16 protein-coding genes are annotated in these 17,022 nt (G+C 59.1%); 5 read left to right on the top strand and 11 right to left on the bottom strand.

Going from position 1 to position 17,022, the window contains the following annotated elements; all coding sequences use genetic code 11:
- Positions 1–370: 370 nt before the first annotated feature.
- The 4 genes from plsY to GGU46_RS15580 all read left to right on the top strand — a co-directional run bounded on the left by plsY (position 371) and on the right by GGU46_RS15580 (position 3,335).
- Positions 371–1,012 (top strand): glycerol-3-phosphate 1-O-acyltransferase PlsY, encoded by a 642-nt coding sequence (plsY, locus tag GGU46_RS15565; protein WP_183404484.1) that lies wholly within the window; start codon positions 371–373, stop codon positions 1,010–1,012.
- A gap of 26 nt (positions 1,013–1,038) precedes the next feature.
- The gene (locus GGU46_RS15570) at positions 1,039–1,374 is read left to right on the top strand and encodes a YbbC/YhhH family protein (RefSeq protein ID WP_183404485.1); all 336 of its coding nucleotides are present in this window, start codon (positions 1,039–1,041) and stop codon (positions 1,372–1,374) included.
- A 47-nt stretch (positions 1,375–1,421) separates the two neighbouring features.
- Entirely contained in the window at positions 1,422–1,910 is a 489-nt protein-coding gene (locus tag GGU46_RS15575; RefSeq protein WP_183404486.1) for a DUF2199 domain-containing protein, read from the top strand.
- Between the two features lie 63 nt (positions 1,911–1,973).
- Positions 1,974–3,335, top strand: coding sequence for a dipeptidase (locus tag GGU46_RS15580; protein WP_183404487.1), 1,362 nt, complete (start codon positions 1,974–1,976; stop codon positions 3,333–3,335).
- A 101-nt stretch (positions 3,336–3,436) separates the two neighbouring features.
- Here GGU46_RS15580 and GGU46_RS15585 read toward each other — a convergent pair whose 3' ends face one another.
- From GGU46_RS15585 to GGU46_RS15600, 4 genes are all read right to left on the bottom strand, one after another.
- Positions 3,437–4,039, bottom strand: a complete 603-nt coding sequence (locus tag GGU46_RS15585) for a porin family protein (protein ID WP_183404488.1) — start codon at positions 4,037–4,039, stop codon at positions 3,437–3,439.
- 66 nt (positions 4,040–4,105) lie between these two features.
- Entirely contained in the window at positions 4,106–4,807 is a 702-nt protein-coding gene (locus GGU46_RS15590; RefSeq protein ID WP_183404489.1) for a porin family protein, read from the bottom strand.
- A gap of 169 nt (positions 4,808–4,976) precedes the next feature.
- Entirely contained in the window at positions 4,977–5,681 is a 705-nt protein-coding gene (locus GGU46_RS15595) for a porin family protein (RefSeq protein ID WP_183404490.1), read from the bottom strand.
- 235 nt (positions 5,682–5,916) lie between these two features.
- Positions 5,917–6,660 carry a porin family protein gene (locus tag GGU46_RS15600; protein ID WP_183404491.1) on the bottom strand — a complete coding sequence of 248 codons (744 nt, stop codon included), beginning with the start codon at positions 6,658–6,660 and terminating at the stop codon, positions 5,917–5,919.
- Between the two features lie 278 nt (positions 6,661–6,938).
- Here GGU46_RS15600 and GGU46_RS15605 point away from each other — a divergent pair, with 278 nt between their 5' ends.
- Positions 6,939–8,042 carry an acyloxyacyl hydrolase gene (locus GGU46_RS15605; RefSeq protein WP_183404492.1) on the top strand — a complete coding sequence of 368 codons (1,104 nt, stop codon included), beginning with the start codon at positions 6,939–6,941 and terminating at the stop codon, positions 8,040–8,042.
- A gap of 61 nt (positions 8,043–8,103) precedes the next feature.
- Here the strand turns inward: GGU46_RS15605 and GGU46_RS15610 are convergent, their stop codons facing one another.
- The 7 genes from GGU46_RS15610 to GGU46_RS15640 all read right to left on the bottom strand — a co-directional run bounded on the left by GGU46_RS15610 (position 8,104) and on the right by GGU46_RS15640 (position 16,920).
- Entirely contained in the window at positions 8,104–9,138 is a 1,035-nt protein-coding gene (locus GGU46_RS15610; RefSeq protein WP_183404493.1) for a quinone-dependent dihydroorotate dehydrogenase, read from the bottom strand.
- Between the two features lie 356 nt (positions 9,139–9,494).
- Entirely contained in the window at positions 9,495–11,033 is a 1,539-nt protein-coding gene (locus GGU46_RS15615) for a YifB family Mg chelatase-like AAA ATPase (protein WP_183404494.1), read from the bottom strand.
- 170 nt (positions 11,034–11,203) lie between these two features.
- Positions 11,204–11,791, bottom strand: a complete 588-nt coding sequence (gene lpcA / locus GGU46_RS15620; protein ID WP_183404495.1) for a D-sedoheptulose 7-phosphate isomerase — start codon at positions 11,789–11,791, stop codon at positions 11,204–11,206.
- 12 nt (positions 11,792–11,803) lie between these two features.
- Positions 11,804–12,244, bottom strand: coding sequence for a hypothetical protein (locus GGU46_RS15625; protein ID WP_183404496.1), 441 nt, complete (start codon positions 12,242–12,244; stop codon positions 11,804–11,806).
- A gap of 255 nt (positions 12,245–12,499) precedes the next feature.
- Positions 12,500–14,341, bottom strand: a complete 1,842-nt coding sequence (locus GGU46_RS15630; RefSeq protein WP_183404497.1) for an ABC transporter ATP-binding protein — start codon at positions 14,339–14,341, stop codon at positions 12,500–12,502.
- Positions 14,342–14,448: 107 nt separating this feature from the next.
- Positions 14,449–14,808, bottom strand: coding sequence for an ADP-ribosylation/crystallin J1 (locus GGU46_RS15635; protein WP_183404498.1), 360 nt, complete (start codon positions 14,806–14,808; stop codon positions 14,449–14,451).
- A 210-nt stretch (positions 14,809–15,018) separates the two neighbouring features.
- Positions 15,019–16,920, bottom strand: a complete 1,902-nt coding sequence (locus tag GGU46_RS15640; RefSeq protein ID WP_183404499.1) for a hypothetical protein — start codon at positions 16,918–16,920, stop codon at positions 15,019–15,021.
- Positions 16,921–17,022: the final 102 nt, after the last annotated feature.

Below are 17,022 nucleotides of genomic sequence, written 5' to 3' on the forward strand. Positions count from 1 at the left end.
GAGGAAGCCGTAGAAGCCACCCCTCCCGCTGACACTGCCCCCGCCGAAGAGCCGAAAAAGGAATCCAAGAAGAAAAAGAAGAAGGACGCCAACGACCCCTTCGGCGACGAGTAGGCGGTAGGTGTCATGGCGAGGAGGCACGACGAAGCCATCCGTCCTGACCAGCGTGTTACCCCCTTAAAATGTGACAAGCCCTTGACGCTAACACAGTCGTCAAGGGCTTGTCACGTGATAGAGCTTGTCACGGAGGAAGGGAAGGATGGCTTCGTCCTGCGTCCTCGCCATGACAACACTTCACTTATTCACTCAATCACTAACTCACCGCTGATATCTTTGCCTGTATCGACGAACTGCTACCCCACCCTTCCTTATGAACCTCCCCTTAGTGCTCGGCCTGCTGGTGGCCGCTTACCTCATTGGCTCCATCCCGACGGCGTTGTGGGTAGGTCGCCTGTTTTTCGGGCTGGATATCCGGGAGCATGGTTCGGGCAACTCCGGAGCCACCAACACCTTTCGGGTGCTGGGCAAGAAGCCCGGCTCCTTCGTGATGGCCGTGGATGTGCTCAAGGGCTGGGCTGCTACCTCCCTGGCCTCGCTCATGCTCAACCAGGGCGCCATCCTACCCGAACAGTTGCTGTACTACCAGCTGGCTTGCGGGGTGCTGGCGGTGGTAGGGCACATTTACCCTATCTGGGCAGGGTTCCGGGGCGGCAAGGGGGTAGCCACCGTGCTGGGCATGATGCTGGCCATTGCCCCCGCCACGGTGGGTGTGTGCATTCTGGTATTTATCACGGTGCTGCTGATTTCGCGCTACGTGTCCCTGTCCTCCATGACGGCCGGCATCGTGTTTGCCCTGCTGCAGCTGCTACCCCAGTTCCGCCCCGATAACTCGTTGCTGCTCTGGTTTGGCTTCGTGCTGGCCGCCCTGCTCGTGTACACCCACCGCGCCAACATCGGCCGCCTCCGCGCCGGCACAGAAAGCCGCGTGCCCATGCCGTGGGATAAGAAATAGATATTAAAAGTAGTATTACTTAGGTTATGAAAATAACAGCCTTCCTTGTTAGCAGTGTTATGATGCTGATGTTGTGCAATGCAGTGTCAGCAGAAGCCCAGACCCAGCAAGTACGCTCTCGAACTCATTCGGTGCAGGGGCCATACGTTCCGGACGCTACTACTGCTATTAAGATAGCAGAGGCTGTTTGGCTGCCGATTTATGGTAAGAGAATCTATGAAAAAAGACCCTTTAAGGCAGTGTCAAAAGGTGCTATCTGGGTTGTTGAAGGATCATTGCCAGATGGAATGGATGGCGGAGTTCCTTATATCGAGATAAATAAAATGGATGGGCGAATTATGAGAGTCACGCACGGCAAGTGAGCAGTGGCTCAATGTAGCTCTACTATCATCAACTAAACCACTCCCTTATGAGCTATCAATGCGCCTGTTGTGGCGAAACGCATCAGGGCTTACCAGATATCGGTTCAGCAGCTCCTTGGCCAATGTACACGATTCCTGAGCAAGAGCGGGAACAGCGGGTGAGGCTCACGAAAGATACGTGCGTAATAGACGAGCAAGAGTTCTTTGTAAGAGGAGTACTGGAGATTCCTGTTCACGGCCAGGAGCAAACCTTTGGTTTTGGAGTTTGGGTCAGTCAGTCGGAAGACCACTTTCGCTGCTACCAGAAACATCCTGATGCTAACGATATAGGGCCCTTTTTCGGGTGGCTCTGTACCGAAATACAGATTTTTGCTCCTACGCTAAGTTTGAAGACCAAGGCACATTTTCAGGGTAACGGATTACGCCCTTGGATTGAATTGGAACCCACCGACCACCCACTTGCAGTAGCGCAGCGAGAAGGAATCAGCTTAGACCGAGCCTGGGAAATTGTACACGAATATCTGCCAAAGAAGTAAGCTACCCACTACCATACCCTTTCCTACCTTTACCCCCGCATTTCCAACCAACCCCACCGCCGCATGGCTTCCTACCTCGAGCAGAACCAAGAGCGTTTCCTGAGTGAGCTGATTGACTGGCTCCGCATCCCTTCCGTATCCGCCGACCCCAAGTTTCATGGCGACGTGCTGCGCGCCGCCGAGTACCTGAAAACCCGCTTCGAGGAAGTGGGTCTGCAGAACGTGGAGCTGTGCCCCACGGCCGGCAACCCCATCGTGTACGGCGAGAAAATCATTGACCCCAGCCTGCCCACGGTGCTCGTGTACGGCCACTACGACGTGCAGCCCGCCGACCCCTACGAGCTCTGGGATTCGGGTCCGTTCGAGCCCGTTATCAAGGACGGCAAGATTTACGCCCGCGGCGCCTGCGACGACAAAGGCCAAGTGTACATGCACGTAAAGGCTCTGGAAGTGATGAACCAGGAAGGCGGCGTGCCCTGCAACGTGAAGGTGATGATTGAGGGCGAGGAAGAAATCGGCTCCAACAACCTGAGCATCTTCGTGCGCAACAACCGCGAGAAGCTCAAGGCCGATGTTATTCTGATTTCCGACACCGGCATCCTCAGCAACGACCAGCCCAGCATTGAGGTAGGTCTGCGCGGCCTGAGCTACCACGAGGTGGAAGTAACCGGCCCCAACCGCGACCTGCACTCCGGCCTCTACGGTGGGGCCGTGGCCAACCCCATCAATGTGCTCTGCAAGATGATTGCCAGCCTGCACGACGAGAACAACCACATCACCATCCCGGCCTTCTACGACAAGGTAGCGGTGCTGAGCCCTGAGGAGCGCGCCGAGCTGAACCGCGTGCCCCACTCCGATGAGGAGTTCAAGCAAAGCATCGGCCTGCCCGCTACCTACGGCGAGGAAGGCTACACCACCGTGGAGCGCATCGGCATCCGGCCGACCCTGGACGTGAACGGCATCTGGGGTGGCTACACCGGCGAGGGCGCCAAAACGGTTATTGCCTCCAAGGCCTACGCTAAAATCTCGATGCGCCTGGTGCCCCACCAGACCTCCCAGGAAATCACGGAAATCTTCCAGAAGCACTTCGAGAGCATTGCGCCCGCCGGCGTAACGGTAGTCGTGAAGCCCCATCACGGCGGCGAACCGGTCGTAACGCCTACCGACTCGGTGGCTTACCAGGCCGCGGCCGATGCCATGGAAACCACCTTCGGCAAGCGCCCCATCCCAACGCGCGGCGGCGGCTCCATTCCCATCGTGGCCATGTTCAAGACGGAGCTGGGCCTGGACTCGGTGCTGCTCGGCTTCGGGCTGGACTCTGACGCCATCCACTCGCCCAACGAGCACTACGGCGTGTTCAACTTCCTGAAAGGCATCGAAACTATTCCGCACTTCTACCGCAACTACGCGGCCCGCATGCAGTAGTTGCACGGTTTGTTTTGCGCACAAAGGCCTGCCCGGTGCTCCGGGCAGGCCTTTTTTATATAGCGGTGCGCTTAGCCGCAAGAGCTACTTGCCCCGGCAACTTATTCCCCAATACGGTAGCCCAGCTGCAGCTGAAAAGCCGAGTTAAACTGCTTGTTCCGGTTGCCAAGTACGTCCTTGTAAATGGGAGTGAAGCCCATGTTGTAGCGCAGGCCCAGGCTGGGGCCACTGCCGAACTGGTAGCCTACCCCGGCTACGCCCCCAATATCCACCGTGTTGTAAAGGCTTTTATCAGTGCCCGAAACCGAGCCGGCGCCGCTTTTTAGCTCGTTTTTCACGCCCACCAGAAAGCCTACCTGCGGACCCAGCTCAAAGAAGGGGCCATCGGCATTAATGCGCAGCAGCACCGGCACGTCAATGTAGTGCAGGGTCGATTTCGATTCCACGGCGCCGTTTTCGGTGCGGGCGCCCTTCATAGAGTACAGGATTTCGGGCTGCAGGGCAATGAAATTCTTGGGTGCCAGTCCAAACTGCAGGGCTACCCCGGCGTTGAGGCCGGCCTTGTACTTGTTGGCATCGTTGGCGTCGTCGCCGGTGATGGTAGCCAGCGTAGGACCGGCCTTTATGCCTACCTGCACCGACTGCGCCCGGGCCAGCCCAGTCGCACCAGCGACCAGCAACAGGGAAAGGGTGATTTTTTTCATGAGGATGAAATGTGAAAGCCGGGCAAAAGTAGCCGGAATCAGTAAAAACAAGCCCGTGAGGCCCCTTTACTCCTCCGACCTGGAACGGCGCAGCAGTTTGCCGGGAGCAGTGTAAAACAGAAATTTTCCGCCTTTGAACAACAAGGCAGGCGTTCTGATAAACACGAGCTTCGCGCTGCTAACGCCCAAGCGCACTACCTTCTGGGGTTCAAACAAATACCCCAGGTAAAACTCTATACTGCTGTTGCGAAGCTGAGCTTGGCTGCTGCCACCCCAGTCTACCCGGCGGTAGATGTTCTGCAGCCCGCCCGTGTAGCGCCAGCCCAGCAGGATGCCCGTAGTATCCTGATAGCCAAAACCAACTGAAAACCCTATATCGTTTTTTCGGAAGAGGTAGTCGGTAACCCCAGGGTACTGTACGTTGGCCGGCTTGGCCGCCAGTAACCGCCCGAACTGCGGACCAGCTTCAAAGAATACATCGTGGTAGTGGTACTGAGCCAGCACTGGAACGCTGATGTAGGCGAGCTGGTGGCCAATGGCAGCGTTGGAGTTCAAGGTCTGGCTGTTGTCGCCGCGGGGCATGTACAGGCCTTCTACTTGTAGGCCAAACTGTTTGTACACGCGCAGGCGCACCAGCGCACCACCGTGCCCCCCGAAGCGGGAAGTGCTTTCCGCGGCATCGGCGCCGATACCACGGGCAATATGAGCGCCGCCTTTCAGGCCGAGTAATACCCGTGGTGCTTGCGCTGGTGCCGGCGTTCCGGACATACTAGATAGAGATACAAAGAGCAGTAACCTGTAAAAGTGGGGCATCAATACTGAAGGATAGGTTTCGTGTGCTTAGAACATTAAGGTGAATAACTAAAGAGGAATTGCCACTACGCCAACTACCCGATCTGCAGCTGCAGATCGGGTAGTTGGCGTAGTGGCAGGGTACTTACTTGCCAGGAATGAGGTAGCCCACGGAAAGCTGGAAGGCCGAGTGGCGGGCGTTGGCCAGGTCGCCGTTGAAATAGCTGCCGTTGTCGCTCTTCACGAAGTCGCTGAAGGCGCCGGTGTAGCGCAGGTTCAGGCTGAGGCCGTTATCGGCCTGGTAGCCTACCCCCGCCACGTAGCCCAGCTCGCTCCGCTTAAAGCCGCTTACGTCCTTCTTGTTCTGGACCTCCGTTATCTGGGGCGTGCCGTTGGGCTGGCGCGTGCGGGTTATCTGGGTTTCATCGTTGGCGCTGAGCAGGTAAGAATACTGCGGACCCGCCTCCAGAATCAGGCCGCCGGCGTTTACCTTCAGCAACACGGGCACATCGAGGTAGTTGTAGTTTACGTTGCCCTCGCGCTTTTCCGTATAGCCTACCCCCAGAATCGTGTTGGTATATTCCGTGGGCTTGTTTTCGAAACCCTTCTGAGAATACAGGATTTCGGGCTGAATAGAGAAGAATCCGTCGCCGGTAATATCGGCGTTGAGCATCACGCCACCCAGAAACCCGAACTTGTTATTGTAGGTGTTTTCGTTGCGGATGTTGCCGGCCAGGTTGGAGTAGTTGGCACCGGCGCGCAGACCCAGGCGCACGCCCTGGGCGTAGGAGGAAGAGGAAACGGCGGCTACACCCAGCAAGGCAGCGGCCAGAAAGGCGGTCTTTTTCATGGTGCAAATAGGGTTGAGTGAGAGATGCACGGGTGGGCTACGTTCGAAAAGTGTGCCAGCCTTTTAGTTTTAACCCGAAAAAGTTCCACGTTCCGCTGCGTTTCTGCCAAACGCCTTCGTGGTCAGTTAAGTAGGGGGCCTGGCTTGGGGCCAGGGGCGGGGGTAGTGTGAGGTCAGAAGCAAAAAAGGCTGCCCCCGCATCAGGAGCAGCCTTTGGTAAGCTGGGTAGGGTGGCCTACTTCGTCGGAATCAGGTAGCCCAACTGCAGGGTAAAGGCGTTGTTGAAGGCCTTCGGCTCGTTGTCCTGGTCTTTGCTGTCAATCAGGGAGTTGAAGCCGCGGGCGTAGCGCAGCCCCAGGCTGATGCCGCCATCGGTCATGTAGCCCACGCCGGCTACCCCGCTGATATCAAACTGAGCCAGGTCCGACTTATATGCATCGTCGCGGCTGACGCCGGTGTAGTCGCGGAAGCCACTGTCGGCATCCACCTTGTCTTTCTGCCCGTTGGCGTATTTAGTGGTGGTCTGCTGCTTGTTCTTCGAGCCGAACAGGTAGCTTACCTGCGGGCCGAGTTCAAAAAACAGGCCCCCGGCATTGATTTTAGCCAGCAGCGGCACGTCCAGGTAGTGCAGCACGCGCTTCTGTTCTATTTCTACACTCGATACCCCGGTAGCCAGACCAGTCGTTTGCTTCGACTGGATTTCGTAGCCTTTGCGGTTGTAGAGCAGTTCCGGCGCGAAGGAGAAGAACCCGTCGCTGCTCAGCGGAATGCTCAGCCCAATGCCGGCATTGTAGCCCAGCTTATAGTCGCCGAGGTCCGTGCTGTAGTTGGCACCAGTGATCTGGCTAACATTGTCGCCGGAGATATTGGAGTACGTTCCGCCAACTTTTACGCCGATGCGGAAGCCGCCAGCATCCTGCGCCTGAGCAACAGAAGCGGCTGATACGAGTGCAAGCGAGAGGGCTGCAAGTTTTTTCATAACAAAAGAGGAGAAGGAGTTAGGGGACGCGGTCAACAACACAATGTCAGACGCACAACTACCACGCGCAGTGTGGATTTCTGGGCCTATTAGCGCAAATTCGCTGTACAAGGTTGCGGATGAGCAGGCTTTTTCTTTAAGAATAAAGAAAGGATAACTTGTTCGTTTCCAGTAAACATCAACAGTAGAAGCATCTTACCGGCGCCCTGTACCCGGCTGGTTTCCGTGGCAACACAGGCAGGTTTTCGTACTTTGGTACCTTTTGCAATCGGCCTTCTATGACAATTCGGAACGGACTGCTGGTAGCTGTTCTGCTCAGTAGCGCGGCCTTAAGCTACGGGCAGGCCCCGGCCGTAGCGCCTGCTCCCGTGGTGGTAGGCGCGTACGCCCAGGGCAGTTTTATTATTGCTCACACGCCGGCCGTACAGCACCTGGCCGTTTCGCACCCCACCGGCTTCGAGCTAAACCTACAGCGCCAGACCAACGGCTCGGCGCCCTGGCATGCGTGGTACCGCTACCCCAAAGTGGGCCTGGCGCTGGTGTATTACGACTACCACAACCCGGTGCTGGGCCGCTCGTACGCCGCCAGCGTTTACATCAATAAGGCTTTCTGGCGCCGCCGGGGGCAGGAAATCAGCTTTCGTATTGGTACGGGGGTAGGGTACTTCCCCGTGCGCTACGATCAGCTCCGCAACCACAAGAACACCATTGTCAGCTCCCGGCTGAATGCCACCATCCAGACCCGGCTGGAGTACGACCTGGCCCTGACCCAGCACCTTGGACTGCTGGTAGGGGTAGGGCTGAACCACTATTCCAACGGCGCTACCACCAAGCCCAACTTTGGCATTAACCTGCCCACCCTGCTGCTGGGCCTCAACTACCACCAGCAGCGCCCCCTGCGCCCCCTGGATGCGCCGCCCGAGCCAGTGCCGGCCGAGGTTGGCCGCACTTTCCTGAACCTGAGCACCTCGGTGGGCTGGAAGCAGCGCAACGAAACCGACCACCGCCGCTACCTCGTTAATTCGGTAACGCTGGCCGCCGGGCGGCGCATCAACCGCAAAAGCAACCTGGTGGCGGGGCTGGAAGGCTTCCTGGACCGGAGCCTGCGGGCTCAGCTCCGGGATACCGCCCGTGCGCAGGACAACCTGCCCGACGTGAGAAAGGCCGGGGTGTACATAGGCCACGAGCTGCTCTTTGGCCGGCTGGCGTTTGTGTCGCACCTGGGTTTCTACCTCTACAATCCCTACAAGTCCAACAAGTTCTACTACGAGCGACTAGGCCTGAAGTACCACTTCACTGAGCGCCTGTTCGGCAACGTGGACCTGAAAGTGCACCGCGGCGCCGCCGACGTGATTGAGTGCCGGGTGGGCGTGAAACTATAAGTGGAAATTTGTTCGACCCTGCTCGTCTCGAAACTAAGTTTCGCGGTACGCTTCACGCACGCTAAGAAGCGGCTAGTGCCCGGTTGATTTGCTTGACCAACGAAGGCCCTTCGTAAATAAAGCCGGAGTACAGCTGCACCAGCGCCGCTCCCGCCGCCAGTTTTTCCTGCGCATCCTGGGCCGAGTGAATGCCGCCTACCCCCATGATGGGCATCTGGCCCCGGCTCTGGCGGCTGAGGTAGCGGATAACCTCCGTGGCCCGCCGGCGCAGGGGGCGCCCGCTCAGGCCGCCCGCTCCCAGGGCACTTACCTGCGCCTCGGGGGTAGTAAGGCCGGTGCGGCTGATGGTGGTGTTGGTGGCGACCAGTCCGCTTAACTCGGCTTCCCGGGCAATGAGCAGAATATCGTCGAGCTGAGAATCAGTCAGGTCGGGGGCAATTTTCAACAGCAGGGGGCGCGGCGTGGGCAGGGCCTGGTTGCGCTCCTGCACCTGCTGGAGCAAGGCAATCAGCGGCTCCCGCTCCTGCAGCTGCCGCAGATTCGGGGTGTTCGGCGACGACACATTCACCACAAAATAGTCCACCACCTCGTGCAGGGCCTCCACGCAGGCCACGTAGTCCTGGGCCGCCAGCTCGTTGGGGGTGTCCTTGTTTTTGCCGATGTTGCCCCCAATAATCAACTCCCGGTTGCGGCGTTGGCGCAGGCGGGCGGCGGCGGCTTCGGCGCCTTGGTTATTGAAGCCCATGCGGTTTACCAGGGCCTCATCCTGGGGCAGGCGGAACAGGCGCGGCTGCGGGTTGCCAAGCTGGGGGCGGGGCGTCACGGTGCCAATTTCCACGAAGCCAAAACCCAGGGCCGCCAGCTCATCCGTCAGCTCCGCATTCTTATCGAAGCCAGCGGCTATGCCCACCGGGTTGCGGAAAGTGAGGCCGAACACTTCCCGCGCCAGGCTGGGGTGCTGATAATCATAAAGTCCGCGCAGCAGGGCGGCGGCTCCGGGCAGGCGGTGGGCCCGCTTCAGGTTGTTGAATACCAGATGGTGGGCCTCTTCCGCATCAAGCCGGAAGAAGAGCGGTTTAAGCAGCGCTTTATACATGGCACCGCAAAGGTGGCGAAATTGTGAGGTTGTAAAGTGGTGAAATGGCGAAATTGTGGAGTGGTGAGTTTGCCGTTCGGGCGGCGCAGATAGGGGTAGCCCCGGCAGGGCAGCATGTCGGTAGAAACCAGCAGGTATAGAAACGCTCAAACCCCCAGCGGGGCAACCCCTAATCGTTGAACGATTGGTGTCGCCCCGCTGGGGGTTTCAAATGGTTTGAAGGGGTAGGATGTGCTACCAATACGCCACCCCGCCGGGGCTTTAGAACACGCGAGGAGGTAGGGTCTGCTACCGGTATATTGCCAGCGCCGCCCGAACGGCAAACTCACCATCTCACATGTTCACCATTTCACCCGCTACCCCGCCCAGCCTTCCCGGTCGAGGCTGCGGTACTGAATGGCTTCGGCCAGGTGCGGGAGCTGGATGTCGTCGGTGCCCGCCAGGTCGGCGATGGTGCGGGCTACCTTCAGAATCCGGTCGTAGGCGCGGGCCGAGAGGCCGAGGCGCTCCATGGCGGTTTTGAGCAGGGCCAGTCCCGCTGCATCAACCCGGCAAATATCCTTTACCATCTGGGAAGGCATCATGGCGTTGGAGTGGATATCCGGAAACTCCCGGAACCGCTCGGCCTGGCGCTGCCGGGCCTGCTCTACCCGCTCCTGAATCGAGCGACTGTCTTCGGCCCGGCGCATTTCCGTCATTTGGTCGAACGTAACGGGCGTTACCTCCACATGTAAGTCGATGCGGTCCAGCAAGGGTCCGCTTACTTTGTTGAGGTAACGCTGCACTACCCCCGGCCCGCACACGCACTCTTTTTCCGGATGGTTGTAATACCCACACGGGCACGGATTCATCGAGGCTATCAACATAAAGTTGGCCGGGAAATCAATGCTGACTTTAGCTCTTGAAATGGTCACGCGGCGCTCTTCCAGGGGCTGGCGCATCACCTCCAGCACCGTGCGCTTAAACTCCGGCAGCTCATCCAGAAACAGCACGCCATTGTGGGCCAGGGAGATTTCGCCGGGCTGCGGATTGCCCCCGCCCCCCACCAGCGCCACATCCGAAATAGTATGGTGCGGACTGCGGAACGGGCGAGTGTTCAGCAAGGAAGCATTGGCGCCGAGCTTGCCCGCCACCGAATGAATTTTGGTAGTTTCCAGGGCCTCCTGCATGTTTAGTGGGGGCAGGATGCTGGGCAGGCGCTTGGCCAGCATGGTTTTGCCTGCGCCCGGCGGGCCGATCATAATCACGTTGTGGCCGCCGGCCGCCGCAATTTCCAGGGCGCGCTTGATGTTCTCCTGGCCCTGCACATCGGCAAAGTCGGCGGCGTACTGGTTGGCGGTGTGCTGAAATACGTTGCGCGTGTCCACCATTACGGGCGCAATTTCCAGCCGGCCTTCCAGAAAATCCACGGCCTCCTGCATGGTGTCCACCGGAATTACGTCGAGGTTGTTCACGATGGCCGCCTCCTGAGCGTTGCCGCGCGGCAGAATCAGCCCTCGGAAGCCCTCCTTACGGGCCTGAATGGCAATGGGCAGCACCCCCCGAATCGGCCGCAGCTCGCCATCCAGCGCCAATTCTCCCATGATGATGTACTCATTGAGCCGCTCCGTGGTGAGCTGCTGGGAGGCGTGCAGAATACCCAGGGCTATGGGCAAGTCGTAGGCCGAGCCCTCCTTGCGGATATCGGCGGGTGCCATGTTCACCACCACTTTGGTGCGCGGCATACGGTACCCCCGAAATTTAAGGGCTGCTTCTACCCGCTGCTGGCTTTCCTTAATGGCATTATCGGGCAGGCCCACCACGAAAAACCCCGTGCCCTGCGATACGACAACCTCAATCGTGATGGTATTCGCGTTAACCCCCTGAACGGCCGAGCCGTAGGTTTTGGTAAGCATAGAATAGAGTAAGCTAAATAAAAACGTTGGTGAAGATACTGCCCCGCCCGCTAGCGTCCTATACAATGCCGCAGGGCCTCCGTATTCCGCCTGCGCCCTACCCCCCTGAGAGCAAGGAAGGTGGCACAGGTGAATACGGAGGCCCCGGTTGATTCTGAAGCTGCTGGGTGTTACTTCACTAGCTGCTCAATGAGCATGATCATGATGTGAATGGCTTTGATGTGGATTTCCTGAATCCGGTCGGCGTAGCCGGCGTGCGGCGCCCGGATTTCCACGTCGCTGAGGCCGGCCAGCTTGCCGCCGTCCTTGCCCGTCAGGCTTACTACCTGCATGCCGGCCGCGCGGGCCGCTTCGGCGGCCAGCAGCACGTTCGGCGAGTTGCCGCTGGTGCTGATGGCCAGCAGTACATCGTTGGGGCGACCCAGGGCCTCCACAAAGCGGCTGAACACCCGGTCGTAGCCGAAATCGTTGGCCACGCAGCTCATGTGCGAGGCTTCGGTGAGGGCAATGGCGGCCAGGGCGCGGCGGTCCTGGCGGTAGCGGCCGGTTAGTTCCTCGGCGAAATGCTGGGCGTCGCAGAGGGAGCCGCCGTTGCCGCAGGTCAGAATTTTGCCGCCCTGGTCCAGGGAAGCAGCCATCAGGCGGGCTGCCTGTTCAATGGCCTGCAGGTTGGCGGGGTCTTGCAGAAAACGGTCGAGCACCGACTGCGCTTCGGTCAGCTCGGCCCGAATGAGGTCAGAAAGCGGGAGTTGAGTCACGCCCCAAAGATACTAGAGCGGCCGGTTCGGAGCATCGGGCGACGAGAGGGGGGTAGGGCGCGGGGCGTTGCTCAGGCCGGGGTCGGCGGCAGAATAGCCCGACCGGGGCTCGCCATCGGGGTAGGTGGTGGTGCCGGTACGGGGGGCGCCGGGGGCCCGCTCGGCGGTGGTCCGCTGCTCCATCTGGTAGTCGTATAGGCGGGCTTTCAGCTCGTTGATTTTCGCGTCGCGGGCCGTCACTTCGCGGCGTAGCAGCACGCTATCCAGGTTTTCGGTGATAAGCTGCAGACCTAGCAGCACCACGGCCGCTACCAGCATCCCGAAGTACAACGCTTCTGGGGTACCAGCCATGCCCACAAAACTGGCGCGCACGGAGGGCAACAGCAGTACCAGCAGCGCCAGCAGCAGGAATACCATCACCAGAATCGTAACCAGTCGTTTGAGAGCAAGCATGAGCAGTAGCAGGTTGTGGTGGAGTACAGAACTAGCCCTCATACGGAGCAGCCCAATTCACGGACTAAATATAGGCTTTCCAAGATGGAAATAGGGCATGCGGTTCAGCTTGCCGGAGTGGCTGCTTGCGTGTGTTCTTTCAGGCGTAGTTTCTGGCCTGGAAGGGGGTAGGAGCTCAACTGGCTAATCGATAAAAACCCTGTCATCCTGCGCGACCAGCGCAGGATGACAGGGTTTACTCTACAACCGCCGGTGTTATACCAGGGCCGCGTTGCTGGTTTGCATGAGGCTCAGGCGCTGATAAAGGCCACCTTCGCGGCGCTGCAATTCCTCGTGGGTGCCGCGCTCCACAATGCGGCCGTGCTGGAGCACCACAATTTCATCGGCGTGCTGCACAGTGCTCAGGCGGTGGGCAATAACCAGGGACGTGCGGTTTTGCATCAGGCGCGTGAGGGCTTCCTGCACCAGCTTCTCGCTTTCCGTATCGAGGGCCGAGGTAGCTTCGTCCAGAATCAGGATGGGCGGGTTGCGCAAAATGGCGCGGGCAATGCTCAGGCGCTGCCGCTGCCCCCCGGAAAGCCGGCTGCCCCGGTCGCCGATAATTGTCTGGTAGCCTTCCGGCGAGGCCACGATAAAGTCGTGGGCGTTGGCAATGCGGGCGGCCTCCATCACCTCCTGCTCGGTGGCCTCGGTGTTGAAGCGGATGTTATTGAAGATAGTGTCGTTGAACAGAATGCTTTCCTGCGTGACGATGCCCATCTGGTCGCGCACGGAGTGAATGGTGCAGTCGCGCACATCGTGGCCGTCGATGAGGAGCTGGCCACCGGTGGGGTCGTAGAAGCGAGGTAGGAGGTCGGCCAGGGTGCTTTTGCCGCCCCCGCTGGGGCCCACCAGCGCCACGGTTTTACCCTTCGGAATCGTCAGGTTGATGTCCTGGAGCACGGGCGTATCGCCGTAGCTGAACTGCAGGTTACGCAGCTCGATTTGCTCCTGGAAAGGGGGTAGGGCGCGTGCCTCGGGCTTGTCCCGAATGACGGGCTCGGTGTCAATAATGCTCAGCACCCGCTCGCCGGCCACCAGTCCGCGCTGAATATTGCCAAACGACGACGACAGCGCCTTAGCCGGCGTGAGCACCTGCGAAAACAGCACCACGTAGCCAATGAATGTCTGGCCCGTGAGGGTGGATTGTCCGCCCAGAATGAGAGTGCCGCCAAAGTACAGTAGGCCTGCTACCACCGAAACGCCGGCAAACTCTGAAAACGGGGAGGCCAGGTCCCGGGTGTTGTCGATGGCGCGGGAGGTGCGGGCGTACTGGTCGTTCTGGTCCTCGAACTTGCCTTTGATGTAGTCCTGGGCATTAAACGCTTTGATAACCCGGATGCCGCCCAAGGTCTCATCAATTACAGAGAGCATGGAGCCCAGCGTACTCTGACTTTGCTTGGCTTGGGTCCGCAGGCGTTTAGCCACGGTGGCAATAATGCCGCCTGAAATAGGCAGCAGCACCAAGGTGAATAGGGTAAGCGGAACCGAGATATAGAACAGCAAAGCGAAGAAAGCAATGATGTTCAGAGGCTCCCGAATAACGGCCGTTAGCGTGTTTACCACGGACGTTTCTACCTCCTGCACGTCGGCCGTAAAGCGCGACATCAGGTCGCCCTTTCGCTCCCCACCAAAGAACCCCAGCGGCAACTGAATAATGCGGGTATAGAGATGGTGGCGCAGGTTTTGGATTACGCGGGCTCGTACTTTGGCCAGAAGGCGTAGGCTTAAGTAGCGAAAAATATTGCTAAGCAGCACGGAACACACTACTACGCCACAGACAAAAGCCAGCGCGCCCATTTTGCCGCGGGCCGCCAGCACGTCACCGAAGTAATAGTAAAATGTATCCCGGGCCCAGTCAAAGCTAACCTGAAAAGCCGGGAGGTGGGTTGGCAGCTTAACCTCGTCGGTTTTATCAAACAATACGCTCAGCAGGGGAATGATGAGTGTGAAATTGGCCAGGCCAAAAACGATGGCCAGCACGGTACATACTAAGTACAAGGGCAGAAAATCAGCCCAGGGCCGGGCGTACTGCAGAATGCGGAGGTAGGTCTTCATCGGAATGGCAAAGGTACGGCATTCTGGAAGCTGCTATAACAGCAAAGCCCCGCGCCGGGTCTGGCGCGGGGCTTTACGGATCTGAGAGGGGTAGGACCTCTGGCCGATTACTCGGCCTTAAACACGCCTACCACTTCAATCTGCCCGATGATGTGGCGGTTGAACTCGGCCAGCTCTTCGGCCGGTATCCACAGCTCCTCATGCTCCCGGCCACCGACATTCTGCACTGGAAACTGGTCGGCATAGTCGGCCTCCACCGCGAAGCGCAGCACGTAGCCTACGCCATAGTAAGGCACGTTCCAGTCGCGGGCAATCTGGGCCGCGTACTGCTCATTCAGGACCGGGTAGAAAATGGGCTGCTCCGGCAGGCGCGGCGGAAATGCCAGCCACCCCGACGCCGCAATCAAATCCAGCTCCGCCTGGTTTACGGGGCGGTACAGCAGCGTTGTGGCCGATTCGTGGCGCATTTTGTTGGTGATGGGGTGAAAAGTGATGAAGTGAATCGTGATGAGGTGAATCGTGACAAGTGACAGGTAAAGGGTAAGTGGTGAAAAATATGTGACAGGTAGTGAATACCAATGGAGCTACCTATCACCGCCCGGCTCATTCGGCGCTTCTCTATATCACCCTTTACCTGTCACGATTCACTTTTCACCTCATCACTTTTCACCTAAAAATCACAACTCGTGCAGGCGCTGGGCAATATTCCAGCGCAGAGCCACCGAGGCCAGCACGCCGCCGTCGGCGGTGAAGTTGGGCGCTACGGGCCCGTCGAAGGTGCGGCGGCGGTAGATCAGCTTGCCATCGAGCCAGAGGTTGTGGGCGGCCTGCCAGGTACCAGTCAGGTCGCCGTGGAAGAGGTAGGAGGCAAGGCCCGCGCCTACTTTATAGCCGTACTCAGTGGGCCGGGTGTTGTAGGAGCGCAGCACGTTGTTGCCGTAATTGGTCAGTGCCGGATCAGACCCGGCCGGGTCGAGGCCCTGTTTCACCAGGAAGCCTTTGGCTACCACGTTCAGGCGGGGTAGGGGCTGGTAGCTGGCAATGCCAATCAGCTCCCACAGGTTGGCGCCCATGGGGTGGGCCAGGGGCTGAGCCGCGTGCTGGTAGGCCCGGAAACGGTCTTCGTGCTGATAGGTAAAGGGCCGGATGAAGTTGAACTCGCCCTGCAGGTCGAAATTGCGGATGCCGGCCACGTTGAGGTATTTGGCGCCCAGCTGCACGGCCTGCTTGTTGGCCCACCAGCCGTTGCCGTTCCGGATTTCATTTAGCACAAACTCGTCCAGAATAAGCTGGCCGTAGAGCTGTACGCGGTTGCGGATGTTCCACTTGAAATCGGCCCCCAGCAGGGCATTGTCCTCTGAGCCCGCGCTTTGCTCCACGGCCCGGTAAAAAATGATGGGGTTGAGGTACTGCAGTTCTATGCCCCGGCGGCGGCTGCGGTTCTGTGGTACTGGGTCGGTTCTGGGGTCACCGTCAGTGTCCACATAATCCGTTACCGTCTGGTAGCCGCTGTACGTCACGCTTTCAAACACGCCCACGTTCAGGTTGGGCCTGATGTCGAAGCTCAGGTGATGGAAGGCCAGGTACTTGCGCTGGTAGTCCCGGTCGAGGGCCGGGTTGTCGGCCACCAACTGAGCAAACAGGTTCTGGTAGTGAAACTTCCAGATGCGGGTATTAATCTTCAGGAAAAGGTAGGGCGCCGCGTAATCCGACAGAATCAGGCTGCGGTAGCCGTTGCCAATCTGGTTCCGGTCGTGGCCCAGCTGCAGGCTGACGTGCTTGCCGGCCGCGTAGGAGAGGTAGCCGCGCGCCGACAGAAAATCGTACTGGCCGGGCGTGTTCTTGAACGGTTTCCAGAACCCTTCGTGGGCCACGGCACTGTCGCGGGCAATGCGCTCCTGCACGTAGAGCGGCACGGCCATCTGGTTGTCGGCCAGAAAGGTATAAAAGCCCAGGCGCTTGTCAATAGTACCTTCTACCTGCACACCGCGCGTATTCAGAAAGCTGTAGCTTTTGGAGCCATCGGAGTTGCCCAGGCTCAGGGCCAGCACCGGGTTCACGCGCAGCGAGAAGTCGGGCGTTTCGATGCTGTAGAGGTCGGAGCGACGCTCGTAAAAGTGCTTCAGAATGGGCTGTTCACGCAGATTCGTAGCCGAATCCAGGCGGGCGTCGTGCCAGTTGTCGCGCAGCAGGTAGCGAATATTAAAACGATCCTGGCGCGAAAATCCAGCGGTCGAATCTTGCAGCATACGCTCGGCCAGGCGGGCTACATCGGCGCGGGTATAAGGCCGGATACCAGTATGCAGGCGCACCAACGAGTCGGAGCCGTGCAGAATGGCATAGCGGTCAATCAGCCGGTACACGTCGGCGTCCAGGGGCACGTAGGTAGAGCCCATCGTGGATTTAGCTGGTTCATCGGCGTCCAGGTTCCAGGCGGCGGGCCGGTAGGGCTTGGGCGCCCCCGAATAATCAAGCCAAGTGCCTTTGCCGTCGGTAGGGCGGGTAGGGGTGTCCTGGGCCGCCGCCGAGGTAGCCAGCAGGCTGGTAAAAGCCAGAGGTAGAAGGTAGGATTTTCTCATAAGCAGAGCCGTTTACGCCAAGGCAGGCGCTCGGGTGGGCAAACCTACGGAGTTTGCACAGCATTGGACGGGGTAGCCCGCGGTATAACGTCGCAAGTTACG

The organism is Hymenobacter latericoloratus (assembly GCF_014199535.1).
In the GTDB taxonomy this organism is placed as follows: Bacteria; Bacteroidota; Bacteroidia; order Cytophagales; family Hymenobacteraceae; genus Hymenobacter; species Hymenobacter latericoloratus.